22 protein-coding genes are annotated in these 24,308 nt (G+C 55.6%); 12 read left to right on the forward strand and 10 right to left on the reverse strand.

The annotated features are described in order from the left end of the window. Positions 1-33: 33 nt before the first annotated feature. From G6R38_RS06030 to G6R38_RS06040, 3 genes are read right to left on the reverse strand one after another with little or no spacing between them, the layout of a single operon-like run. A complete protein-coding gene (locus G6R38_RS06030) occupies positions 34-1,461 on the reverse strand; it encodes a DUF4129 domain-containing protein (protein WP_166821439.1) in 1,428 nt (475 codons plus the stop codon). A gap of 58 nt (positions 1,462-1,519) precedes the next feature. Beyond that, positions 1,520-2,599, reverse strand: coding sequence for a hypothetical protein (locus G6R38_RS06035; RefSeq protein ID WP_166821442.1), 1,080 nt, complete (start codon positions 2,597-2,599; stop codon positions 1,520-1,522). 46 nt (positions 2,600-2,645) lie between these two features. Beyond that, on the reverse strand, positions 2,646-3,782 hold the full coding sequence (locus tag G6R38_RS06040; protein WP_166821446.1) for an FAD-dependent oxidoreductase: 1,137 nt from the start codon (positions 3,780-3,782) through the stop codon (positions 2,646-2,648). A 315-nt stretch (positions 3,783-4,097) separates the two neighbouring features. On the opposite strand from G6R38_RS06040, the gene glgX reads away from it, so the two are divergent. Further along, positions 4,098-6,338 (forward strand): glycogen debranching protein GlgX, encoded by a 2,241-nt coding sequence (gene glgX / locus G6R38_RS06045; protein WP_166821450.1) that lies wholly within the window; start codon positions 4,098-4,100, stop codon positions 6,336-6,338. 47 nt (positions 6,339-6,385) lie between these two features. Here glgX and G6R38_RS06050 read toward each other — a convergent pair whose 3' ends face one another. Beyond that, a complete protein-coding gene (locus G6R38_RS06050) occupies positions 6,386-7,390 on the reverse strand; it encodes a 3-keto-disaccharide hydrolase (protein ID WP_166821454.1) in 1,005 nt (334 codons plus the stop codon). 177 nt (positions 7,391-7,567) lie between these two features. Between G6R38_RS06050 and G6R38_RS06055 the strand changes: the two genes are divergently transcribed. The 6 genes from G6R38_RS06055 to G6R38_RS06080 all read left to right on the forward strand — a co-directional run bounded on the left by G6R38_RS06055 (position 7,568) and on the right by G6R38_RS06080 (position 14,115). Continuing rightward, complete coding sequence (locus G6R38_RS06055) at positions 7,568-8,491, forward strand: sugar phosphate isomerase/epimerase family protein (protein WP_166821457.1); 924 nt, start codon at positions 7,568-7,570, stop codon at positions 8,489-8,491. Between the two features lie 196 nt (positions 8,492-8,687). After that, positions 8,688-10,172 carry a fibronectin type III domain-containing protein gene (locus G6R38_RS06060; RefSeq protein WP_166821460.1) on the forward strand — a complete coding sequence of 495 codons (1,485 nt, stop codon included), beginning with the start codon at positions 8,688-8,690 and terminating at the stop codon, positions 10,170-10,172. Positions 10,173-10,534: 362 nt separating this feature from the next. Beyond that, positions 10,535-11,602, forward strand: coding sequence for a hypothetical protein (locus tag G6R38_RS06065; protein WP_166821463.1), 1,068 nt, complete (start codon positions 10,535-10,537; stop codon positions 11,600-11,602). Position 11,603: 1 nt separating this feature from the next. After that, positions 11,604-12,380 (forward strand): NYN domain-containing protein, encoded by a 777-nt coding sequence (locus G6R38_RS06070; protein WP_166821466.1) that lies wholly within the window; start codon positions 11,604-11,606, stop codon positions 12,378-12,380. Between the two features lie 108 nt (positions 12,381-12,488). Continuing rightward, positions 12,489-13,334: a hypothetical protein gene (locus G6R38_RS06075; RefSeq protein WP_166821469.1), complete on the forward strand. Its 846-nt coding sequence runs from the start codon at positions 12,489-12,491 to the stop codon at positions 13,332-13,334. A gap of 67 nt (positions 13,335-13,401) precedes the next feature. Continuing rightward, positions 13,402-14,115, forward strand: coding sequence for a (5-formylfuran-3-yl)methyl phosphate synthase (locus G6R38_RS06080; RefSeq protein ID WP_166821472.1), 714 nt, complete (start codon positions 13,402-13,404; stop codon positions 14,113-14,115). A gap of 12 nt (positions 14,116-14,127) precedes the next feature. On the opposite strand, the gene G6R38_RS06085 is transcribed toward G6R38_RS06080, so the two are convergent. Further along, entirely contained in the window at positions 14,128-14,679 is a 552-nt protein-coding gene (locus G6R38_RS06085; RefSeq protein WP_166821477.1) for a VOC family protein, read from the reverse strand. Positions 14,680-14,932: 253 nt separating this feature from the next. Between G6R38_RS06085 and rpsL the strand changes: the two genes are divergently transcribed. From rpsL to fusA, 3 genes are all read left to right on the forward strand, one after another. Continuing rightward, complete coding sequence (gene rpsL, locus G6R38_RS06090) at positions 14,933-15,304, forward strand: 30S ribosomal protein S12 (protein WP_166821480.1); 372 nt, start codon at positions 14,933-14,935, stop codon at positions 15,302-15,304. A gap of 51 nt (positions 15,305-15,355) precedes the next feature. Further along, positions 15,356-15,829 (forward strand): 30S ribosomal protein S7, encoded by a 474-nt coding sequence (rpsG, locus tag G6R38_RS06095; RefSeq protein WP_166821483.1) that lies wholly within the window; start codon positions 15,356-15,358, stop codon positions 15,827-15,829. A 143-nt stretch (positions 15,830-15,972) separates the two neighbouring features. Next, on the forward strand, positions 15,973-18,060 hold the full coding sequence (gene fusA, locus G6R38_RS06100; RefSeq protein WP_166821487.1) for an elongation factor G: 2,088 nt from the start codon (positions 15,973-15,975) through the stop codon (positions 18,058-18,060). A gap of 29 nt (positions 18,061-18,089) precedes the next feature. Here the strand turns inward: fusA and hflK are convergent, their stop codons facing one another. The 3 genes from hflK to G6R38_RS06115 all read right to left on the reverse strand — a co-directional run bounded on the left by hflK (position 18,090) and on the right by G6R38_RS06115 (position 20,741). Beyond that, a complete protein-coding gene (gene hflK / locus G6R38_RS06105; protein ID WP_166821490.1) occupies positions 18,090-19,058 on the reverse strand; it encodes a protease modulator HflK in 969 nt (322 codons plus the stop codon). Further along, positions 19,055-20,083: a protease modulator HflC gene (gene hflC, locus G6R38_RS06110; protein WP_166821494.1), complete on the reverse strand. Its 1,029-nt coding sequence runs from the start codon at positions 20,081-20,083 to the stop codon at positions 19,055-19,057. The genes hflK and hflC overlap by 4 nt, the downstream gene beginning before the upstream one ends. Positions 20,084-20,303: 220 nt before the next feature. Next, on the reverse strand, positions 20,304-20,741 hold the full coding sequence (locus G6R38_RS06115) for a hypothetical protein (RefSeq protein ID WP_166821497.1): 438 nt from the start codon (positions 20,739-20,741) through the stop codon (positions 20,304-20,306). A 405-nt stretch (positions 20,742-21,146) separates the two neighbouring features. Here G6R38_RS06115 and G6R38_RS06120 point away from each other — a divergent pair, with 405 nt between their 5' ends. Next, positions 21,147-22,337 (forward strand): 3-dehydroquinate synthase, encoded by a 1,191-nt coding sequence (locus G6R38_RS06120; RefSeq protein WP_166821500.1) that lies wholly within the window; start codon positions 21,147-21,149, stop codon positions 22,335-22,337. Positions 22,338-22,400: 63 nt separating this feature from the next. Continuing rightward, positions 22,401-22,721 (forward strand): hypothetical protein, encoded by a 321-nt coding sequence (locus tag G6R38_RS06125; RefSeq protein ID WP_166821503.1) that lies wholly within the window; start codon positions 22,401-22,403, stop codon positions 22,719-22,721. Between the two features lie 163 nt (positions 22,722-22,884). On the opposite strand, the gene csrA is transcribed toward G6R38_RS06125, so the two are convergent. Next, the gene (gene csrA, locus G6R38_RS06130) at positions 22,885-23,088 is read right to left on the reverse strand and encodes a carbon storage regulator CsrA (RefSeq protein ID WP_166823953.1); all 204 of its coding nucleotides are present in this window, start codon (positions 23,086-23,088) and stop codon (positions 22,885-22,887) included. A 209-nt stretch (positions 23,089-23,297) separates the two neighbouring features. Next, positions 23,298-24,305 carry an ATP-grasp domain-containing protein gene (locus G6R38_RS06135; RefSeq protein WP_166821506.1) on the reverse strand — a complete coding sequence of 336 codons (1,008 nt, stop codon included), beginning with the start codon at positions 24,303-24,305 and terminating at the stop codon, positions 23,298-23,300. Positions 24,306-24,308: the final 3 nt, after the last annotated feature.

Consider the following 24,308-nt stretch of genomic DNA (forward strand, 5'->3'; position numbering starts at 1 on the left):
TGTCAGTGTTGAAGGGATCCCAATCGCAACGCACTAAGCGCCGTTCTCCATACTGGTTGCGAAACCAGCTTCGTAACCGCCGAGAGTTTTCTCGAACAGTGCTTTGGTCGGTTCACGACGGCCAAAGCTGATCGGCTCGAACACACGCACGATTGACCGAAACGCCTGGTATTCGGTTCTGTTCTGGCGTAAGGCTCGGAGGTAATCGCGAATGGTGAGACCGCGTCGGTAGCGGATTCGGTTGGTCCGTTCGATGCGGCTCATGGCGCCCATTGTGAGTTGAGCAATCGCGTCGCGATAGTTCCCTATCGCCGCCAACTCACGAGCTTTGGCAATATACACATCGGGCGGATGTTCGCCGGGAGCGTTCTCCGGTTCGTTGGCGTTCGACGGCAGATCGCCACCGGTTTCGTGCTCATGATCGAGTTTCGTCGGCAGTTCAAAATCCTTGATCGCTTTGATGATCAGCCACAGAATCAAGCCGATGACAACACCCAAAATCGCGTAGGCCAACAAGTGAAACAGTCCTGCGACGAATCCGGCAAACGAGCTGGACGCGGGCGATTGGGACGCGAGTTCCTGTTCGTCCTCGTCCGGTTCGTTGATTGGCTCTGAAGGTGGTGGATTTTCAGCCGGGGGATTGTTCTGTCGAACCGGCGGGAGCGGCTCATTGTTCTCGCGTGGATTGTTGTCGCCGGCGGGGTTTTGGTTTGCTCCGTTTTCCCCGCCGTTGGGGTTTTGGTTATCGCCGTTATTCCCGGGGCCCGCCGGATTGCCATTCCGGTTGTCGGCATTATTGTCCAATCCGTCATTAGGCTCGGTGTTGTTTTCACCACCGAGCGGGTCGTCTTCGTCTCCGGGGCCGCCAGCGTTTCCGGGCTGATTGTCGTTGGCGTTCTCACCGGGTTGGTTGTCTTGGCCGAAGTTGCGATCGGCGGGGTTCGGGATGTTGTCGTCGATCTCGGGAAAATCGTTCCGCCCAAGATTCTCACCGATGTTGTTGCCCAGTTCGCCGGGGTTCTGGCCATCGGGGGTGTTGCCGCCGAAGGGATCGGTTCCCTGTTGTTCGTTGGGGCCGCGGTTCTCTCCGGGTTGTTCATTGCCACCGAATTCGCGGGGAGCATTTTGGCCGGGGCCGGGAAGTCGTTGGCGAGTGTCCGAGTTCTGAGGCCCCGAGGACGAGTCCGACTGACTCCCCCCCGATCCCGTTCGCATCCGTAGCCGAGTACGTCCACTCCCCGAACCGATCGACTGCCGTCTTGAACTGCCACGTCGGAGACGCTCGAAATTCTGAAACTCCGGAGACGATAAGATTTCCTCCGCCGTCCGTCGCACACGTCGAGCTTGTGGCGGTTGCGGCCCCGTTTCGGAGAGATCGTCGGCGAATGTCTCGTGGACAATTAGCGTCAAACCAATCGCCAGAATTGATCGCTGTAGGAACGTCCAACTACAAGATTTCATGAGTGATCCAGAAATCGGCTCTGCGTTTTGGCATCTCGATATTATACCGGGCGGGACATCAGCGAGCGAGACCCTGTGTGCGAAGTCGCTGGCTTTCTTCGGCCATTCGAAATTGGAGGTCCCAGCAGTCTCGTCGCACACGGATGTCGAGATAGGTAAACAACCACGCGATCCGAGCCAACGGCCACGTTAGGAGTGCGGTCGCGGTGAGCGTGGTCAGAACGAGCGGGTCCGACCGCAGTAATTCCAATGCTCGTCCGGCGGAAAGTTCGGCGGTGAAGGCACGTCCGAAGAAAATCGGCACTTGAAAAAGCAGCGAGATCATCGCGTCCAAAGTTACGAACGCCAACGCCGTTAAACCCAGCCAAAACAGGTTCGTCCAGAATGCCCGAGCGATAAGATCAGCTCCTTCGCTACGGACGATCTTCTTCACATGCGTGGCTTGCCAATTCGGATCGATGCGGTTCAGGCAGGTGCGTTCGAAATTAAATCCGGTTCGCAGCAGCACCCATGCACCCGGCCAAATGCAGAGAATGAGTCCCAGGAGAATCACCCAACTTTCGGGGGGAAACAGCACCAACGCCGGTCCGACAGCGGCCAAACTTCGCACGGACAGTCCCAGATAGAACGCCCGAGCCATACTCCAACTCAAATGTTGATACCGCCCCACGGTGATGCTCGACTGAACCAACAATGCCACTCCCGCAGAACAAAAACCGGTCGCGACTCCGATGCGTTGCAGACTCACTGTAAGGCCAAAGGCATCGCCCATATTGCGAATTAGCAGACCACCTCCGACACCGAGTATCACCAAGACCATGGTGGCTCCGAACAGTCCGCGAGACGAACGTGGTTCATCCTCGCTTGAGCCGTCGGCTTCGGTGAACAGTCGGGGAACGGCATCGTTAATCACAAGCACGCTCAACGCCAGACTGGAAAAGTAGACGGTCGCAATCGCGAATCGCCAATCAAGTTCCCACCATCGTGTGAGGAAATAAACCAACAACGCCGCCGGCAATGCGACCAGCATCCACATGCCAAAGAGCACCGAGTAATTCCGCCCGAAATACACGACTGCCAAATCGAGGCAGTTCGATGTCGTGCGAGGAATCAGAGCGATGGCGGGTTTCGGAGGCATATCTCGGGAATGTGTGATTGTGGAGTTTCGGGCGTTCGGTATTTCGTTACGTCTGGAATTCTTTGATGAATCGGCGGTCGATGGCGTCTTTCCATTTCCACATCCAGCGATGATGAAACGAGAACGGACCCCATTCCATCAATGCTTGGCCATCACCGGTGTTGAGTAATCGCAGATAATTCGATTGTGGTTCATATGGCAGCGGCGGCAGTTTGCGGGAGAGACGTTGTAGGTTCTCCCAGAGCACTGGACCTTCGCGGACCGCGAACACACCGGCTTTGGGAATCGGATTGCTCACGCGTGTCGCCGTATCACCGACAACAAATACAGGATGTCCGGAAGTCGTCTGGTGCGTTGTCTCGACAGCGAGAAATCCGTCATCGGCTTTGGGTAACTGAACCTGCTCCAATACTGGCGGCGGAGCGGCGGCAACGGTCCAGAGAATCAAGTCGGCCGAGAGTCTCGATCCATCCGCGAATTCTAACTGCTCGTCCACGTAGTCCGTGACACGATGATTCGTCCGAACCTGGATGCCTTTCTTGGTCAGAACTTGCATCCCATAACCGACGGTTTGGCTGCGAAAACCGGACAGGATGGTTTCGCCCGCGTCGAACAATGTGAGTTCGGCATCAATCGCGCGGGAATCGAGCAAGGCATCCAGGCAACAGGCAACTTCAAAACCCGCGGCTCCGGCACCGACAATCGCCACCTGCAATGCCGGGGCGTCGTCACCGTGGCCGCTGTCCTCGGTCAGTTGATCTTCCAATCGGTCGAGAAACGTTTGCATCGGCTTGATCGAAATGACTTCCGGGTGCTTCCGACATACCTCTTGACCATTGGGAACCGAGCCAATCCCGATGGAGGCGATCTGGTACCGCAACGGAGGCCGGTCCTCGAACAGCACCTGAGAAGCGTCGGCATCCAATCCCGACATCGGAGAGGTGATCAAATTGACATGGCAACGTTCGGTGAGCCGCCGCAAGTCGATTTTCATGTCCGCATCGTCGTACTGACCAGCCAGCACTCCCGGCAGCATTCCACTGTACGTGGAATGGTCGAATGGGGAAACCAGCGTCAATTCGGTCCGAGGAATTGGATTCTTTTGCCATGCATTGACGATATGCAAATGGGTATGACCCCCTCCAATCAGGACGATCTGCCGGGCGACGGGGGTTTCACTCATGCGGTCCACGACTGAAGGTGTCCTGGTGGTCGAGGTCAAGTTGTCCCATCGTAGCCTGTGCGGACAGGAACTTCAAAACCAGTGACCAATCAATACATGTTAATTCGTTCAATCCACTGAACGCAGATTGCAGCGGATTTGCTGAACAGCTAAGATGCCGGTGGTTGAGTGAGCGACGTGGAACGATCAAGCTCTTCGACCACGTCGCCGATTTCAAAGGAAATGGCCGGAAGAAACGAAAGGCGACCGTTGGGGGATTTTCCGGCTGGCGCGTCGGAGTCTTCTATGGCCGTCAGGATGTAGGGAGACACAGCGATGCGGGTCTGGCCGGGGCGACCCTCACCTTTGGGGGCAACATACGACGGGCAAGGCGTCAATTTCGCCGTTTTCTCGGAACATGCAACACGGGTCGAACTTTGTCTGTTCGATTCGGTTTCGTCACAACGGGAAAGTCATTGTATCCCGTTGGCGGAGCAAACTGATATCGTTTGGCACGGCTATCTGCCGGATGTCAAACCAGGGCAGCTTTACGGCTACCGGATTCACGGGCCGTATGCGCCCGAGCACGGACACCGTTTCAATGCGAATAAAATCGTGTTGGACCCGTACGCGAAGGCGATCGGGCGGGATATCCGTTGGTCCGACAAGATGTTCGGTTACCGAATTGGCGATCCGGCTGGCGATTTGTCTTTCGACGACCGCGACAACGCCGATTGCGCTCCCTTGGGTGTGGTGACGAACCCGAAGTTTCGCTGGGGCAAAGACAAACGCCCCCGCACACCGTGGCATCGCACGATCATCTACGAAGCCCACGTCCGGGGGATGACAATGCGTCACCCGGAAGTTCCTGAACATCTGCGGGGAACGTACGCGGGGTTGGCGTCGAAACCGATCATCAAATACCTGAAAGACTTAGGCGTCACTGCCGTCGAATTGATGCCGGTGCATCATTGTGTGAACGATCGGCATTTGGTCGAGAACGGTCTGAGTAACTATTGGGGTTACAACACGATGTCGTTCTTCGCACCGGAGCAGCGATTCGCCGCGACCAAGTCTCCCCGGAATGCGATCCGGGAATTCAAGAAGATGGTCAAGAAAATGCACGCCGCGGGAATCGAAGTGATTCTCGACGTGGTCTACAACCATACCGGCGAGGGCAACCACAACGGACCGACGATCTCGCTACGTGGGTTGGATAACGCCAGTTACTACCGCACCGTGCCCGGAAACGAGCGGTATTACATGGACTACACCGGCTGTGGCAACACGCTCAACATGCAATCGCCGCGTGTGTTGCAGCTCATCATGGATAGTCTGCGGTATTGGGTTTTGGAAATGCGGGTCGATGGGTTCCGATTCGACTTGTGTAGTGCTCTCGCACGGGAATTGCACGAAGTCGATAAACTCGGGGCGTTCTTCGATATTATCCATCAAGACCCGGTGCTCTCGAATGTGAAGCTCATCGCGGAGCCGTGGGATCTCGGTGAGGGCGGTTATCAGGTCGGGAATTTCCCGGTTCTGTGGACGGAATGGAACGGCCGATATCGTGATACCGTCCGTTCGTTTTGGCGAGGCGACGGACACGCCGTCAGCGAGTTTGCGACGCGACTGTGCGGGTCGAGTGACCTCTACGAACACAGCGGGCGTCGACCGTACGCGAGCATCAACTTTGTGACCAGTCATGATGGGTTCAGCCTGAACGATTTGGTCAGCTACAACCACAAACATAACCTCGCCAATCAGCAGAACGGTGAAGACGGCGATAACCACAACATCAGTTGGAACTGTGGTGCCGAAGGGCCGACCGATGACGAGGAAATTGTCCGGCTCCGTACGCGGCAGATGCGGAACTTCCTGACGACGCTTTTGCTTTCGCAGGGCGTGCCGATGATCCGTATGGGGGACGAGTTCGCCCATTCGCAAGGCGGCAACAACAACGCCTATTGCCAAGACAACGAAATCAGTTGGCTTGATTGGGAGTTGACCGAACCGCAGAATGAATTGCTTCAATTCGTACAACGAGTGATCAAGTTTTGGCGGGATCAGCCGGTATTCAAACGGCGACACTTCTTCCAAGGTCGGGAAATTCGCGGGACGGATGCGACGGACATTCAATGGATCGCGCCTGATGGGCGGGAGATGACCGATCGCGATTGGCAAGCGGCGAGTGCTCGCTGTCTCGGGTTGCAACTCGAAGGCGAGATGATGCACGAAACCGACGAAAAGGGCCGTCCGATCGTTGGGCAAACGATTTTGCTATTGATGAATGCCCATCATTTTGACGTCAATTTCGTGTTGCCGGCACACGGCCCCGACGAATATTGGCAAGCTACGATCGACACCCAAGTTCAGCGTCCGAAGAAACGCTGGTTGCCTGAGGGCTTCGAATATCATCTTGAGGGGCGTTCCATGGCGGTGTTGGAACTCAAGCGAGTCCGACCGCAAACGCTTGCCAAGGTTGCCAAGTGGTTCAAGCTCGAAGACAAACCCGAATCGCAAACGCCAAACCTCCGTGTCGCCCGAGTTGGTGAGGACGACGACGAAGAGGCGGCGTGATTGCTGTTGTGAGTCGCGGGGGAGAAGTTCGTTCTCTCCCCGATTCTTTACTTTTCGATCACCCACACGTTGCGGAAGCGGAGTGGGTTGCCATGGTTCTGGATGAAGACCGGGCCGCCGTTGGCGTCTTCCTTGTTCGGGGCCGCGCGGGTTGGGCCGGGAATCTCGACATCGTTCTGAATCAGCACACCGTTGTGACGAACAGTCATGCGGGCATTGGCGGTCTTTTTGCCAGTGCTATCGAATTTCGGGGCGGTGAAGTCGATATCGTAGGTCTGCCAAGTTAACGGCGGGTAGCACATGTTGATCCGCGGTTGGCTGACCGTGTAAATCCCGCCGCATTCGTTGTTCTCGCCTGAGAGCCCGAACGAATCGAGAATTTGCACTTCGTATCGACCTTGGAGATAGCACCCGGAATTGCTGCGAGCCTGTCCGCGAGCATGGGGCATGTAGGACAGATAGAACTCCAAGTGCAGCGTGTGATCTTGGAACGTCTGCTTCGATTGTGTGCCCTGTTGGAGCCAGCCGTCTTCGGAAACTTTCCCGTTTTTCCAGTTCTTCACATCGTCTTCGCCACCATAAAGCACAATGGCCCCCTTCGGTGGTTTCTCGCCGAGCGTCACGCTATTGCGGTGCACTTTCTTGAGCGTACCCATCACGGAGCCGTCATTGGTTTCGATACGCAACTTGCCTTTCGTCAGCACGCCCTTCGGGCCATCGCCTTGGATGAACACAATGCTGTGACCGTTGCGTGTGGCTTCTGATGTCACGGTGTTTTCCCCGTCCCAACCTTCGCCGGGCAAACCGCCGGGATAACCCACCGCACGAAATTTGCCGTCTCCCAACGCAATCACTTGCACACCAAGTTTGACTTTGGAGCCGTCTTCTGTAATCCGGCCGCTGTATTCGCCTTGGTAGGCGAAATCTTCGTCGGCTTTTTGAGGATCGAGCACGCCGTCCTTGCCCGCGGCTTGTGCTTGCAAAGACAACAAACCAACGAGACACGCCGTTGTGCAAACGCGGGTGAGCAATCGTCTGGAGCGATCAGACATCGTGAATCTCCTGTGAGTGGTGTTCAAAGTCTAAGTACGATCATTCTGCAAGCGTCGGCGTAGGGTTGCAAGCGGAGCGTGAGTTTCCTGAGAATGGACCGAGCTTTCATCATTCAACACGGCAGGCAGGGCTGTCGCCGATCCATCTTCGATTTTCCTAACTCTGAGGAATGAGTCATGTTGCGTTCAGCGTTGTCTCCGCTCAATCGTCGCCAATTCTTGGGAGCTACCGCCGGGCTTCTTGCTGCCGGGGCGGTTTCCGGGAGCGCGGCGGAGTCGAAGTCGTATCAGTTGAAGTGGGCGTTGGCGTCGTGCATGTATGGCAAATTGCCGCTCGCGGAGATTCTCCCCGAGGTGAAGAAAACCGGCAGCGAAGTGCTCGATATTTGGCCGCTGCCGCATGGCGATCAACGGGAACAGATTGAGAAAATGGGGCACGACGCCTTCGCGGAGTTACTCGACAAACACGCTGTGAAGTTGGGGATTCTCACGCATTATCGGTTGGGACCGTTTCGACTCAGTGAAGACGCCGCCTTCGCCAAACGATTCGGCGTGAAATTGATGATCACCGGCGGTTCCGGTCCGAAGAACCTCAAAGGCGATGAGCTGAAGTCAGCCGTGAAAACGTTTGTGAAGAAGCTCGAACCGCAACTGAAAATCGCGGAAGAACATGGGTATTCCATCGGGATCGAAAACCACGGGAACAACCTGATTGAATCGCCGGATTCGCTGCGATGGTTGGCGGAGTTCTCGCCGTCACCTCGATTGGGAATCGCGTTGGCACCGTATCACCTGCCGCAAAATCCAGAGCAGTTGGGGAAACTGATCGAAGACCTGGGCGATCGGTTGCTGCACTTTTACGCCTGGGAACATGGGCACGGTTGTATGACGAAATTGCCGAAAGAGGAGGAACTGTTGCAACTTCCCGCACGCGGCGAACTCAATTTCGGACCGGTCGTGTCTGCTTTGGAAACCATCAACTTCCAAGGTTGGACGGAAATCTTCATGCACCCCGTTCCGCGCGGAATTCCCATTTTGCCTACCGCGTCGGCTGTGACTGCGGAGATCAATCGGAATCGTCGATTTCTGGCGGAACTGTGAGAGCACGTTTTCTTCGGCATAACGATAAAACCCGGTTCAACCGGCAAAGTCGCTGTAATTCCTTGAAGCGGACGGCGGGAATCGGTCGATAGTGAAGATGGGCCAATTGTCTCAAGATTGGTCATGTGGTTGACCGAGCGCGGTGGTTGCCGTTCGGTTGGCTCGTTCCGTGAACTACCGACCGTGAGGGCACGCGATGCGAACCCCGTTTTCCCAGTGGGCAATGCGAACTCGTTTGTTGATGCTGACGGCTGTCGTCGTTGGTCTCGCACAACACGCATTCGCGGCCCCCGTTTACACTAACAAAACGGAGTTCCGAATCCCCTACCGCTTCGATCCCGAAGAGATGCGGCGGATCGGCGCGCAGGAAATTCGGTTGTATGAATCCCGAGATCAAGGACGGAGTTGGCAACTCGCCAAAGCTGTCGATCCGAAGATGGGACGATTCGACTATCAAGCGACCCGCGACGGAGAATTCTGGTTCGCGGTTCGTACGCTCGATGGCCGCAACCAATTGTATCCGGCGGGTGGAATCACCGAACCCGGCTTGCAAGTTGTTATCGACACCGCCAAACCGGATTTGACGGTCAACCTGCAAGGCACACCCGGTGGACGCGTGCAACTTTCCTGGCAAGCGGATGACACCAACCTCGATGCGTCGACGTTGAAACTCGAATTCTTGCAAACCGGCACGATCCAATGGGAAACCGTGCGTGTGCAACCAGCCGCCGCGGGACAAACTTCTTGGACGGCTCCTGACCGTGGCTTCGTTACCGTTCGCGGTTCGATTGCCGATCGTGCGGGTAACCTGCAACAGGTCGAAAAACAAATTCGGCTCGACGTCCCGGTTCAACCGGTGATCCGTCCGCCACGGAATCGGCAAGAACCCGACGGCCCGATTGCGACCCAACCCGGCAATAACTTGGTGATGTCTCCACCGTCTGGGAATTGGGATTCGCCTAAAACCGATCTGATTTCCAGCTCGACCGCATCGCGACCGGACATTCTTCAGAATCCTTACACGACCGAAGGCAAACCGCCTCGCGTCACGAAACACACTCGCGTCGTCAATACACGTCAGTTCAACATTGACTACGAACTGGAAGACGTTGGCCCGTCTGGTGTGGGAGCCGTGGAGTTGTTTATCACCGAGAACGATGGCGGACAGTGGTTCCGTTACGGTGCTGACCCGGATGCGAAAAGCCCGTTCGTTGTGGAAACACCAAGCGATGGCATCTACGGTTTCGCCGTTCGCGTCAAAAGCGGTACGGGATTGAGCAGCCCTCCTCCACAAGTGGGTGAGAAACCATCGATGGTGGTTGTGGTCGACCAGACGGCTCCCGAGGTCAAGTTGATCGGGGCAGAGCAAGGCAGCGGATCGAACTTGATGAAAGTCCGCGTGATGTGGGAAACCTCCGACAACCACCCCGCCGACCGACCGGTTGCCTTGTCCTATGCGACCGACCCGAACGGGATTTGGGAACCGATCTCCGGTTGGACTGAAAACACCGGCGAATATGTGTGGTCATTGGCTCCGAATACGCCCACGCGGGTCTATCTGCGAGTGACCGCTCGCGATTCCGCTGGCAACCTCAGCAAAGCCGAGTCGGAGCAACCATTGCTCATCGACCTCAGCCGACCGTCAGCCCGGTTGATCAACGTCGAAGCAGCCGGACGCTAGACCGGTTCCCGGTCTTCTGTGTCAACAGTCTCCACACGAAGACACTAGCCAGACAGCATTGCGAACCGAACAACTCAATCGCTTGCCGAACACATTCGGCAGGCACGCCGCCGGGAGTCCATCCCCGGCGGCTTTCGGCATTTACGCGTAGCCGTCATTCATCTCACCTAACGGTGGCAATCGATTCGATCGGCATAATGGTTTCAGATTGAACTTGCTCCTCGCGGGCGATACAGTGGAATTCCGGAACCCGTTGGTCCAACTCATCCAAATACGTTTTCGTTGCAATCACACGGAAACGGCGAGTTGAGTCAGCTCGGGCTGAAAATGACCACAATCGTCCTTTCGAGGAGAAACTATCCATGCCGCGTCGCTTTTTGACCGCGCTGGCCGTTTGTTTTGCGATGTTGTCGATGACTCAAACCGCGTCGGCTCAGTTCTTTTGGAACTGGGACTTCGGTTTGGGAGGATTTCGGTATTCCACCAGTTATTCTCCGTACTGGTCGGGATACTCGCCGTACTCCCGCGGCTACTCGTACTCCCGCGGCTACTCGTACTCCGCCGGATATTCCCCATATACGACCGGCTACAGTCCGTCTTATACGTCGTACTATTCGCCAAGCTACACGTCGTCGTACTACACACCGACGACGTCCTACTATGCGAGTAGTTCTTACTATGCACCGACAGTTTCGTGCTGTTCCGGTAGTTCTGCGACAATTGTTTCAGCTCGTCCGTCGTCCTGTTGTTCGACCGGATGTTCCCAATGCTGCGGAACGGCGGAAAGTGTGATTGCCGGTCGTGTGACCACACCGTCTAGCGATCCCATCTCCGAATCGCCACAAACCTGCCTGAAATGCACAGTCGATGATGCCCAGGTTTTCAACGGACCGAACGGGATGGTCTATTTGGATCGCGGACGGGGATTTATGGAAATCACGTGGGGCAACCGACTCCATTCCAGCGAAATTGTGTTCCGTCGTGAAGACGACAAGTTCAAGTACTTTGAAGAAGTCACGCCGCCAGGTGCGGAAACCCCCACGACGCCTCGTGAATGGGCTGTGGCTCGCACACCTTGTTCTCAATGCAAATATGCCGTGTGGCACAATCACAATGAGTCGGGTTCGAAAGTCTGGACCAAGGTGCACTCGGCAAAAGTTGCTTGCGTGGAACCATTGATTCCAGAAGCCCCTGCCAAGGGAACAACTGGTGGTGAGGAACAAACCGATTGGAAAATCGTTCCGCCACGCGCGACCGTGAAAGCGTCGCCGAAAATGGTCAACGCCGGTTGGCATGGAGTTCGTGGCGAAGAGCGGATGCGTTCTCTTGATCGTCGTCTGTCCGCCGAACGTCGCGAGTCGTCTGAGCGAATGGTGAGCAAACGGGCCACCCGTTATCAGGTCTCTCGCGTGGAGCGACTGCGAGACTAAAGTGGCGAAACCGTTCGTCATTATCGACGGTTACAATCTGATGCACGCCGCCGGGTTCGCCAAACACAGGTACGGACCCGGCGGACTCGAACGTGCTCGCGAACAGTTTCTGCGGGCATTGGTCGGGATGGTCACTCCTGAGATGCAACCGCGAACGACGGTCGTCTTCGATGCCTTCGATTCCCCCGGCAACGATCAGCGAAAGTCCCGTCGAGAAAGCGTGACCGTCGTCTTCGCGGGTGCTGGTGGTGACGCAGACTCTTTGATCGAAACGCTGATCGCCGAGCACTCTGCTCCTCGGCAAGTTCGTGTGGTCTCGGATGATCGCCGTCTCAAGCGAGCCGCCCGCAAACGCAAAGCACGACCATGGAGTAGTCTCGACTACTGGGAGAAACTGGTCGAACACGCTGACCGTCGCAGCCGCTTGCCGCAGGAGTCGGAAGTCGCTCCGGAGAAGTACGAGGGCCAACCGGCTCCCGCTGAAGTCCGACATTGGTTGAACATCTTCGGGGCCATTTTTCCGAGTTCCCGCAAGTCGAAAACGGCAACTCCGACGCCGTCCGCTTCACCACAGGCCAAACCGACTCCCCAAAAAACACCGCCCAAATCGAGCAAGCCCAAAGAACCGCCTCCATCGCCGAAAACGGTTCCGAAGCCGTCCGCCGACATCGAACCAACCGACAAGCCCGACCCCAATCAAGAGTTGGACATTGACAAAGACGAACTCGCCTTCTGGGAAAATCGGGTTCGTGAGCTTGACGACCGGAATCCAGAGTAGCCGACGGTGAATCGCTCGATTAAGATGAAGGAACACTCTCAAATTCAGCAAGTCGACCGCGACCAGCTTCCTATGGTCTAGCGGAGTTCAAACCACAAGGTGTTTCCGATGGAAAGTTCTTCAGGTTCCTCGACGATCAGGAATCTCCGACTGCCCTGTCGGTTATGTCTGTGGGTAACGCTTATCGGGTTTGTGGGGTGCGATTCGGGCTACTACGAAGAGCGTTTGAAGGCGACCGCCGATCAATTCACGTTTGTCACGATGGTCAACGAAAATTTGGCTCCTGCATGGGGGGCCGAACACGGTTTGATGCTGCGTGTCCCGCATATCTTCCAGTTGGCTTGGAACTACGTACCGGCCAAACCAAAATCGGATGACGAAGAAGAGGTCGAAGCGGAACCGCCACCCGAACCGCCCGGTCTGGAGTATTTGGGCGGATTGAATCCCTACGGATTGGTGGGCGTGTGGACAACGCCGGTCAATGTGGGGGGCGAGGATAAAACGGCGTACCTATTTGCTTGCACGAATTATCATTTGTGGAACACGAAGGGAGAAGCTCGGGCATCGCAGTTCTTCGAAGTTGTGATCGGTGCAGATTTGAAACTCGTGCGAGGAATTCCGGGCGATTATGTATCACAACGATACTGGAATTCTCAGGAAGTGCCGTCGACGAGTTACTTGGAGCCGTCGAAATACTACCGTGCGAAGTTTGAAGGCATCGAAACGCCGGACGGGGAAACCGCGACACTGGAAATCGGAAACTACAAAGCGCATGCCGCCGAAGTCGTTTTGCTGCTTGTAATTCCGACCGGCGGCGAACTGCCGACGATTCACCGTCACGATCGACCGGGCGAAGCAGTCGACTTGTTCGAGTTGACCATGGACACGCTCCGAGCCAACCCGGATCGACCATCCAAATCCGGTCAGAAAGGACCGACCAGTACCGGGTTCTGATCTGGCGGAGTCGGTCAGGTTTAGCGGAGATGCGATCAACAGGATTGGTGCGGACGAAGAGGTCAGCGTGGTTCCACAATTGTTGATTAGCGTACGGAACGCCGACGAAGCGCAGGCGGCGATCGAAGGTGGCTGCGATATCCTTGATATCAAAGAACCATCACGCGGTTCATTGGGACGCGCGGACGACACCACGATTCACGACATTATTGACTCACTCGGTTCCGATGCTCCACCGGTGAGTGCTGCTTTGGGAGAACTTCGGGACATCCGGAAAGCTCCTGCATCGTCTTCTCTCCCGGCGGGTCTTGCCTACGTTAAACTTGGCTTGGCCGGGTGTGCGAAACTTCCGCATTGGGACCGCGAGCTGCGAGATGTCCGCGACAGCATCACGAGTCAAACAGCCACGCCGCGATGGGTTCGGGCAATCTACGCGGACCACGAACTCGCGAACGCTCCCGCAATGGAAGAAGTGCTTCAGAAAGCGACCGGGACGCCACCAGTCACACTGTTCGACACATTTACAAAAGACGGCCGCACCTTGACGGATTGCGTGGAGCCCACGCGATTTCGCCGGCTTTGCAACGAAATTCGAGAACAGGGAAGTCGGGTTGCGTTGGCGGGGGCGCTCAATGCCGATTCGCTTCCTGAACTCGCTGATGTCCCTTGCGATATCCTCGCCATTCGCACCGCAGCGTGCCGGAATGGCGACCGGAACGGACCTATCTGTCCGGACGCCATTCGTCGATTCCAAGAAGTCGTCAACGAAGTTTTCGCATGAGTTCAGTAGGACTCACTTCGCTTTCGGGCCCACCAGTTCGATCATGTTTCCGTCAGGGTCACGGACGATGGCCAAAAACGCGCCAGTGCCATCACCTGCCAAATCAACCGGACCTTTGGCGATTGGTTTCACGTCGTGTTTCTTGGCTCGAGCCAATGCAGCGTCGATATCCTTGACGTACATCGTCAAGTAGCTCACGCCGTAGGTTGAGTTGATGAAGCGGTTGTCGGCTCGCTTGCCGGGGGATGTCTTGGTTTGCATCAGCTTGACCCGAGTGGCTGCATCGCCGTCTCCAAGTTGCAAGACATGGATTTTCAAAGGCAGTGAATCTGTCAGCCCCGCTTTCTCACACATCTCGGCCGAAGCCTCAAACCCCTTGCGTTCATTCAAACCGAGTGCCTCTTTGTAAAACTTCAGCGCCTTGTCGATATCGCTGACCACGATGCCAAAATCAACACGCGGGTTTGAAAACTGGGTCTTCTCGGCTTTCTCGGTCTCATCTGCGAATGTCGTCGATGTGGACACCAAGACAGCAAGGACCATCACTGCAAATAAAGAACGCATCAGGACTCTCCGATCAAAAAAGTGTGTGTGAACTGTGGACTTTTTGTGTCTGCCACGGTATCTAAAGTGCAGCGGGGGAACAAGTTTTCGCCCTGCTACAGATTCCAGCCGGTCGATCCCTTGACGAGTGCACGCTGGGTCGATAACTTTCACGAATACGCCGCTCGCCGGTGGCGAGGACGTATTCTACTGACACTGCTCCAAATTGCGGTTGCTTCGATTCGAAGCCCGGTTTAGGTCATTAGGTTGTTTCATGCCAACAATTAATCAGCTTGTCCGCAAGCCTCGTAAGAAGCAAAACGTTAAGTCGAAGACTCCCCTGCTTGAGGGCTGTCCACAAAAACGTGGTGTTTGCTTGAACGTGAAAACCGTAACCCCGAAGAAACCGAACTCGGCGTTGCGTAAAGTGGCTCGTGTGCGGCTGTCGAATGGCAAAGAATGCACCGCCTACATTCCAGGTGAGGGGCACAACCTTCAGGAGCACTCAATCGTGCTGGTTCGTGGCGGTCGTGTTCGCGACTTGCCTGGTGTGCGATACAAAATTATTCGTGGTGTTCTGGATACGCTTGGTGTCGGCGATCGTCGTCAGGCCCGTAGTCGCTACGGTGCCAAGAAGCCTAAGTAATCATCACTCGGTACCCAAGATCATTTATAACAGCCTACGGATTTAATACTTATGGCCGCCCGTTTTACTGCAAGTCGAGATCAACTCCGCCCGGACCCGCGTTTCAACTCGGTGTTGGCGGCCAAGTTTGTGAATTGCCTGATGTACGATGGCAAGAAAAGCGTCGCTCAACGAGTCTTTTACGATGCCCTCGACCTGATTGGTCAAAAGGTCAAAGACGTCGAGCCGATCGAAGTCTTTCACGAAGCGATTGAAAACGTCCGCCCGATGATCGAAGTTCGTTCGAAGCGGGTTGGTGGTGCGACCTACCAAGTGCCGACGCAAGTGAACCCCAAGCGTCAGCAAACGCTGGCAATTCGCTGGTTGCTCGAAGCCGTTCGCTCCAAGAAAGGGCGACCGATGCACATTCGGTTGGCTGATGAGTTGTCGGCTGCGTATCGTCGCGAAGGGGCCGCAATGACCAAACGCGATAACACGCACCGCATGGCCGACGCTAACAAGGCGTTCGCCCACTTCGCGTGGTAACAGACGAAGCCAAACAATCAAGACGCTGGAAGAACTCGAATGAAAATTCGTAGGACTTCCAGCGTTTCTGCGTATAGATTAGTCTCTCAGTCACGGCCTGGCAATTTGTGTTGCCGGTTTCGCATCCGAAGGGTTTACGCACCATGTCCAGGGCCATCGAAAAGCTACGCAATATCGGCATTGTCGCCCATATCGATGCCGGAAAGACAACAACCACGGAACGAATTCTGTTCTATTCCGGGGCGTCGCATCGGTTGGGATCGGTTGACGAAGGGACCACCGTCACCGACTACGATTCCGAAGAAGCCGATCGTGGTATTACGATCTATTCCGCAGCGGTCCAATGCCAATGGAAAGACGTGACGATCAACCTGATCGACACCCCCGGGCACGTGGACTTCACCGCGGAAGTCGAGCGGAGTTTGCGGGTTCTCGACGGTGCAGTGGTCGTTTTCAGTGCCGTTGAGGGGGTCGAGGCACAAAGCGAAACCGTATGGCGACAGGCGGACCGCTACCGGGTTCCTCGAATTTGCTTCATCAACAAATTGGACCGGATCGGTGCCGACTTCGAACGGACGCTTGGGGAAATCGAAAACCGTCTTCAAGCGAATCCGATCGCGTTGCAATTACCGATCGGGGCGTCCGATGACTTCGAAGGGATTATCGATCTCGTTGAGATGAAGGCGTTGTACTGGGATCCTGAAAGCGAGGGCTCGAAATTCGAACCCCGCGAAATCCCGGAAGAGCACCTGGAAGCTGCCGAGGAATGGCGGGGGAAATTGCTCGAGGCAGTCGCGTTGCTAGATGACGACGTGCTGCAAACCTATATGGAAACCGAGACAATTCCTTCCGAGGATATCCACCGCCTGCTTCGCAAGGCCACGATTGCCGGCACTTTGCAGCCGACGTTTTGTGGTTCTGCGTTGGACTATATCGGTGTGCAACCGGTGTTGGATGCCGTTGCCGAGTATCTCCCGAGCCCACTCGATGTCCCCCCTGTCCAGGGATTGCACCCCAATCCCAAGAAACAAGCCAAGGGACCGGAAACACGCAAGCCGTCCACCGATGAACCATTCTGTGGGTTGATCTTCAAGATTCAAAGCGATGCCCACGCGGATTTGTACTTCTGCCGCGTGTACTCGGGTGTGCTGAAAAGCGGCACGCGGGTTCTGAATCCGCGGACGAACAAGAAGGAACTTATCAACCAACTTTGGCACATCCAAGCGGATCGACGCGAAAAGTTGGAGTCGGACGAAATCGAAGCTGGCGACATCGTCGGCGTGATTGGTCCCAAGGAAGCGGCGACCGGTGATACGCTTTGCGATCAGGGCAAACCGATCATTTTGGAGAGTATCACCTTTCCAGAAACTGTGATCTCAATGGCCGTCGAACCGGAGTCGAATGCCGACCGGAAAAAACTCACGGATACACTGACCAAACTTGGCCGGCAAGACCCCACATTTCGGGCGAATATCAGCGAGGAAACCGGCCAGACAATCATCAGCGGCATGGGCGAACTGCACCTCGAAGTGTTGAAGAATCGCATGCTTCGCGACTTCAATTTGAATGTGAAGGTCCATAAGCCGCGTGTGAGTTATCGCGAATCGCTGAGTGCTCCCGTGCAAGGGCGGGGACAGTTCGATCGACAGATGGCCGGGGAAGCTCACTTCGCGGCAGTCACTGTTCGGATGGAGCCGTTCAATGGGGAAGCCCCGGTTGCGTTCAAGAACGAGATCAAACCGGGCAAACTGCCTGGCGAGCTCGAAGCGGCTTTGCTGGAAGCGGTAAAAGACCAAGTCGATGGTGGGGGGATTCTCGGTTATCCCTTGATGAAGGTCCAGTTGACCATCACCGATGTCGAGTACCGCGAAGGGGAAACCAACGAAGCGGCTATCCGGGCGGCGGCGGCTCAGGCCATTCGTGAATGTCTCAACCAAGCGGAAGACAAAGGGTCCATCGCCCTGCTTGAACCGGTGATGAAACTGGAGGTCGTCACGCCGGACGAATTTGTCGGGAACATCCAAGGCGACTTGAACAAACGCCGTGCGATCATTACGCATTCCGAATTGCGGGGCAACTTGCACGTGCTGGAAGCGGAAGTTCCGCTCTCGCAAATGTTTGGCTACTCGAACGACAGCCGAAGTCTCTCACAAGGCCGGGCGTCGTACTCGATGGAACCGCTCAAGTACGCCGAAGCACCGCCGGATGTTCTCAAGACGATGCTCGGATAAAAACAATCTGTGTTCGTGAGATAGGCATCTCAGGGAAGATTGTTGATGTCGGTTTCCTGAGACTTGGCTGTTGGCAAGAGATTGAGATCCACGGGTTGACCAGTATCGAGGATCACTTGTCCGCGAAGTTGGCCGAACACCTCCGCGACGGTTTTCCAATACAAGCGTTGAAGCGTCATTCGTCGGTCTTCGCTGGAAACGGCATCAACGATTTGCTGAAACCGGGCGGCGGCACCCTCTGCTTGGGCGAGTCGCCGGTCGCGATCTTGCAATGCGAGATTCCGCAACTCCGACGCTTCGGCTTTGGCCTGTTCCACACGCTGTTCGGCTGCGGTCTCCGCTGTTTGAACGAAGCGTTCGCGGTCCGCTCGGGCGTTCACCACATCCAAGAACGACGCTTGCACCGCAAGTGGTGGCGACACGTCCGCCAGTGTCACATCATCGACAGCCAAACCGATTCCGGCATTTCGGGTCGCCATTCGCACATCTTGTGTCAGTCGGTCTTGCAAATCGGACAAGCCAAGTGGGTAAACGGAGTCGACACCGCTCGTCGAAAACGCCTGAGTCGCAGCCGTCTTTGTGAGCAATTCGAGTTGTCGCACCGGATCCACGGCGTGGTACAGAAATCGATCCACCTGTTCGGGGGCGATGTGGTATTGAACCGTCAGTTGCACTTCGAGAATGTTCTTATCGCCGGTCAGGTATTGATCACCCGCCGGTTGGGTGATCGGCAAAACATTTTGCTCGCCGATGTTTGGCGTTCGCAAGACGGCACCGATCGTCAACGACCGCACCTGCTGCACGTTCACACGCCGCACTTGAGAAATCGGCCAAGGCCAGTCGAAGTACACGCCACTCGGCCACAATGTGATTTGGCCGGTGTCGTTCCGCACGATTTGTCCGCAACGTTCGACGACCGCGACCTCATTCGCCGAAACCAGGAACAGCCCCGTCATCAACCAACCGAGACCGAAAATCGCTGCAAGCCACTTCTTCATGGTTCGAGTGGCTCCTGCGAATTTGCGTTGGGCTGAACGCGGTTTGTCGGCAGCCCATCGGTTAGCAAACGGAACAACTCGGACGATGTGGACAAAACAAGCGTCGATTTGGGCGAGAGAATTTTGCGGTAGGAGTCGAGGGTTCGTAGTACGCGGTAGAACTCTTCATCCTGGACATGGGCAGCGTTCAATAAAGCGAGAGCCGCCGCTTCTCCGGCTCCACGGATTCGGTCAGCATCGGCTTCCGCTTTGCCGAGAATGGCCGCTGCTTGTAGGTCGGCTCGGCTGCGAATCTTCTGCGCTTCTGCTTCCCCAGCACTTCGATAGCGACTGGCAATCTTCTGACGTTCGCTCTGCATTCGGGCGAACACCGCTCGCCGGTTGCCCTCAGGAAAATTCAGCCGTTTGATACCGAAGTCCAGAATCTCAACGCCAAATCGATCGGTGACGCTATCGTCTTCGTGAGGCTGTTTTCGCAGTTCTTCAAGCACGCTTTGATTCAGCTGCGTCAAAGCCGCTTCTTGTGCTTGCTGGTCACTGGAGTTGAGAATCTCCGAGAGTTCGGTTTGTCCGATGCGATTGGCCAAGATGGACCGTATCCGCGTGGCCAATCGGGAGGTGGCAAAATCGTGTTGTCCGAACGCTCGATAGAACCGGACACTCGGCCGATTTGTCAAATCCTCTGGTGCATCTGCGATTGGATCGGCAATTCGCCAGCTGACCCACGCGTCGAGCACGATGTTCTTTCGATCCCGCGTGAGCAACTCCCGACCGGCGGGATCAAGGAGTTGGATTCGTCCGTCGAATCGGTGAGCCAACTCGATCGGCCAAGGCCATTTCCATTGCAAACCACGATCCGAGGGTTGGTCGTAGACCGCGACCAAACGACCGAAACGCTCGATCAGGACCGCTTCGGTTTCTTGGACAAACAAGACCGCCGTTGTCAGCCAAACACCAATGCCCAAAATGGTCAGGACGATCGCAAGGGGTCGCAGTCGGGGTGAAATGGACGCAGAATCAGACATATCCAAAGTGGCTCTCGCGAATCCAGACAACACGGGAAAGCCACATCGTACTCAAACCACAGGTGATTTGTCAGCAAACGGTTGCTGGCGGTGTTATTCGTCTGCCTTCTTGTTGTTAGCTAATATGATGAATACGACTACCAGAAGGCAGAGAATGATTGCAATCAGGATATTCGTATCCATACAGGATTTCTCACTTTCAACGGAAAACGGACCGCGATTAATCACCGCCCCCGAAATCGACGGTGAACGCTTCTTGGAAAATGCGACGTTCGTGACGATGGTGAGCGGTGAAGGCGTGCATCCAGTCCCGAAGACTGACCTGCACTTGAGCGGCCACCGCCGCATACCGTTCCGGCTGACCGATACCGTTGCGGAGTTCCTGTAACTTTAAGAACAACGCAATTTTTTCCCGCCGAAGATGTTCCACTTGCGGTTCCCAATTCGGATTTTCCTCGAGCACTTCACTGAGGTAACCGTCACGCGACTGGACCGCAATTTCATCGGGAAGCGTTTTTAGCAAAGCGTCGATGACGGCGGTCAGCCAGCGTCCGGTTTGCTCGTCGGGAGTGTCTTCGAGCAGATCCCGCAAGTCGCCAAGCAAGATGTACTCTAGGGTCAACGAGTTGAGCAGACTCGGAGGGAGAGTGGAATCCATGATAGTTCTCCTTTCGCCAGAACTTTCCGCAGCACGTCAGCTTTCGCGTTGCGACGAATGAATCCGAGGTTGAAATGGCCCGAATGGACCAATCCGGCTCGCCCGCGAAATGTGACCGGATGAAGCTGCATCCAATCGAAGAAGGGTTCTCGGAAAAAGTGGAAGCCTGTCGAGTTTGACAGTTATTCCGCGGATTCCGAGTTGTGGTCTCACTCTACCGGTCCGAATCGGCGATGTCAAAAAAAATCCGGCGGGTGGATGGACGTGACCTGTTCAAATCAATTTCAACCATTCCGTTGCCGCCGCCTGCTCGCATGATAAACTATGGTATTCGATGAACGACTTCCCCGATGAATTTTGTGGTCCCGCCTGGCAATTACCTCACAAACAATAGATGGATGGAGTATGGCTGTCCCGCCCGACTGCGACTCGATTGATTGCGCGTTCCAAGTTCCTTTTGTGCATCGTCTGCGATTTACCAATGATGTGTTGGGAGCCGACCGAGACGTGTTGGCCGACCTCTTGGAACAGTCTGGGGAGAAACCGGCTCGCGTGCAATTCTGGTTGGACGAGCACATCCTGAAGGCTCAGCCAGACATCCGGGAACGACTCACCGCACTGGTCGAGACATACCCGGAACGGTTGCAACTTGCCGGGAACGTGCAGATTGTTCCTGGTGGTGAGGCGGTCAAGAACGACATTCACATCGTTGAGCGAATGCTGAAAGTCTTCAACGCTCACGATCTCGATCGCCGCAGCTACGTGGTTGTAGTTGGTGGCGGAGCCGTTTTGGACGCGGTCGGGTTCGCCGCCGCGATCGCTCACCGAGGGATTCGGTTGGTCCGTCTACCGACGACGGTGCTCGCACAAGACGATTCCGGCGTGGGGGTGAAGAACAGTGTGAACCTGTTCGACAAGAAAAACTGGGTTGGTACGTTCGCGGTTCCATGGGGTGTCGTCAACGATGCGGCTTTGCTCACAACACTGCCGGACCGCGATTTCCGTTGTGGATTCTCCGAAGCCGTCAAAGTGTCGTTGTTGAAAAGTCCGCAAGTCTTCGACGACCTATGCCGTCTCGCTCCTCGAATTGCCGAGCGAGACATGCAAGCGGCGATGCCGATCATCAAAGCGTCCGCAAAGATGCATCTTGATCACATCACGAAAGGTGGCGATCCGTTTGAAGCACTCGAAGCACGGCCGCTCGATTTCGGGCACTGGTCGGCTCACAAATTGGAAGTGCTCTCGAACTTCGAGCTGCGGCATGGGGAAGCGGTCGCGATTGGTGTTGCGGTCGATTGTGTTTATTCGTCCCTGCAACACGGATTGCCAGAGGAAGACGCACGACGAGTCTTGCAATGTTTGGACGCACTCGGTTTGTCGCTCGATCACCCTGCCCTGCATGAACCGGTCGACTTGTTCGCCGGCTTGGAAGAGTTCCGCCAACACCTTGGTGGACGGTTAACTGTGACAATGCTGCGAGGCATCGGTGATGCAATCGACGTGCACGAGATTGACGAAGTCGCCATGTGCGAAGCGATCGCCACGGTCGCCGAGTTCGTGCAATCACCGGGCGAGGAAGTGGTGAGTAGAGGGTAGAGAGTGGGGAGTGGCAAGCAGGATTCGATAACGCCTCACTCTGCGACTCTGAATGGATCGGAGATGTCGAACGTCTACATTGGAAAACCGTATCGATCCGTGTTCGACACGGTTGCTCAAGAGCTTCGTATTGATGGGATGATCATAGCAATACACAAAACTGGTATTAAACGAGAGCAGGATACAAATTTGATTGGAACATCAATTGACGATGGTATTATTCGCTGGGAGCTAGGCGGCCTGGTCGATGACGATAACGCCTATGAAGGGATCGTTGACATTTGCACCAATGATGGCGACCTTTGGGCTGCAACTTGGTCTGGTTTTTCGTTGAGAATCGATCCTGAAAGAGGAGACCTCTTGGAAACCGTATTCACAAGGTGATTGGTTGCGATCAGCAATTGGAAACTCCTCACACTCAACCCACCACTCTCAACTCACTCCCCGCAAACGAAAAAAAGCCGCCTGGAACCGAAATTCCGGGCGGCCTCGTTTATAGAATCACAACACCACGTGTGCTGACGGGGGGAAGTCAGCGAGTACGCGGTCAATCGGCTGAGTCGATTGGTGAAGGAACACCAGTGGTTTGTTCGCGTTTGATGGCCTCGTAGACCTCCTCGCGGTGAACCGTGACCTCTTTCGGTGCATCGATCCCCAAACGAACCTTGTCTCCACGAATTTCAATGACCATGACTTTAATCTGGTCACCGATGATAATCTTTTCGTCCTTCTTACGGCTGAGTACTAGCATCGCCGATCCTTGCTTTTCGAGGGCCAAAGTAAACTGCATCCAAAGTTCAACTTACAACACGAATGGAAGGCCGGTCGCAGCGATTTGTGTTTTTTTCGCCACACGCTCCGGCCACAACTCCGGTCGTGCGGACGGCAACGGTCGTGGGTATCGTGACTCATCGGCGGGACAATCCGATTCATCGCGAACACAGCCGACTGTGATTCCGTCTAAAGTTCGGACGGCGTGAACCGAACCTGTTCCCGATTCCAAGCCATCGGGCTCAGAACGGGTTTGCCCAGCATGCAGCCCGCAAGGTTTTTGGGCGTGAGTCGACGATACCCGAGGTACGATGTCGTCAACCGCGGATTGATTTCAATGATCGTCACACCGTCGTCACCGACGATCAAATCAACGCCGAAGTATCCACGAAGCCCCGGAATCGCATTGCGAATTTGCCCGACGAGTTCTGCAAAATTAATCGGATCGTGATCTGTCAATCCCGGAACCGTCCCTCCAGAGTAAATGAAGTGACCATCGGTAGTCAATTCTTGTGTGGCGGTCGGCAACACATTGACTTGGCCGGCATCGGAAACAATCGCCGCCACTGAGATTGCGTTTCCGGTCACGAACGGTTGCACCAAATCCGGTGGGCAAAACTCGCACGCGTCACGCCTGCGGAGCATCTCGTGCCATTCGCTCAGCGATGTTATTTGCTGCACATTGACCGAACCCGCACCATCACGCGGTTTGACCACCACCGGCCAAGACCATGGCGGCAATTGTTCGGGAGCGATGAAAACCGTCGAAACCACCGGCAAACCATGTGACGCGAGAACTTGCGACATGCGTAATTTATCGGAGCAAATCGCGATGGCGTCGGCATCGCAACCGAGCCAGTGACCACCGGCCTCCGCCACCATCTGCCAGCGGTCGAGTAAGCAATTCTGAAATTCCGGTGCGATGACCAACGTTGCATCCGCCTGGCGGACCAACTCGAAGAATAAGTCACGTTCGGAGTCTGCCGAGTCCGTCCGATGGACGATGACATTGCCAGGAACTTGCGGTAACGGCAACCGGTCGTCCCAAGTCGTCACCACATCCACGCCGTCGAGTTGAGCACAGTCGGTGACGATGGCCGCGTGCATCGCCCGACCTTCGTTCAGCAGCGATGCGGGCAACTCCGGTTCGTCGTGCATCGCCCCGCAAGTGAGGTGTTCTGAAACGAAAACCCGCATGCC

The organism is Thalassoroseus pseudoceratinae, from assembly GCF_011634775.1.
Lineage (GTDB): Bacteria > Planctomycetota > Planctomycetia > Planctomycetales > Planctomycetaceae > Thalassoroseus > Thalassoroseus pseudoceratinae.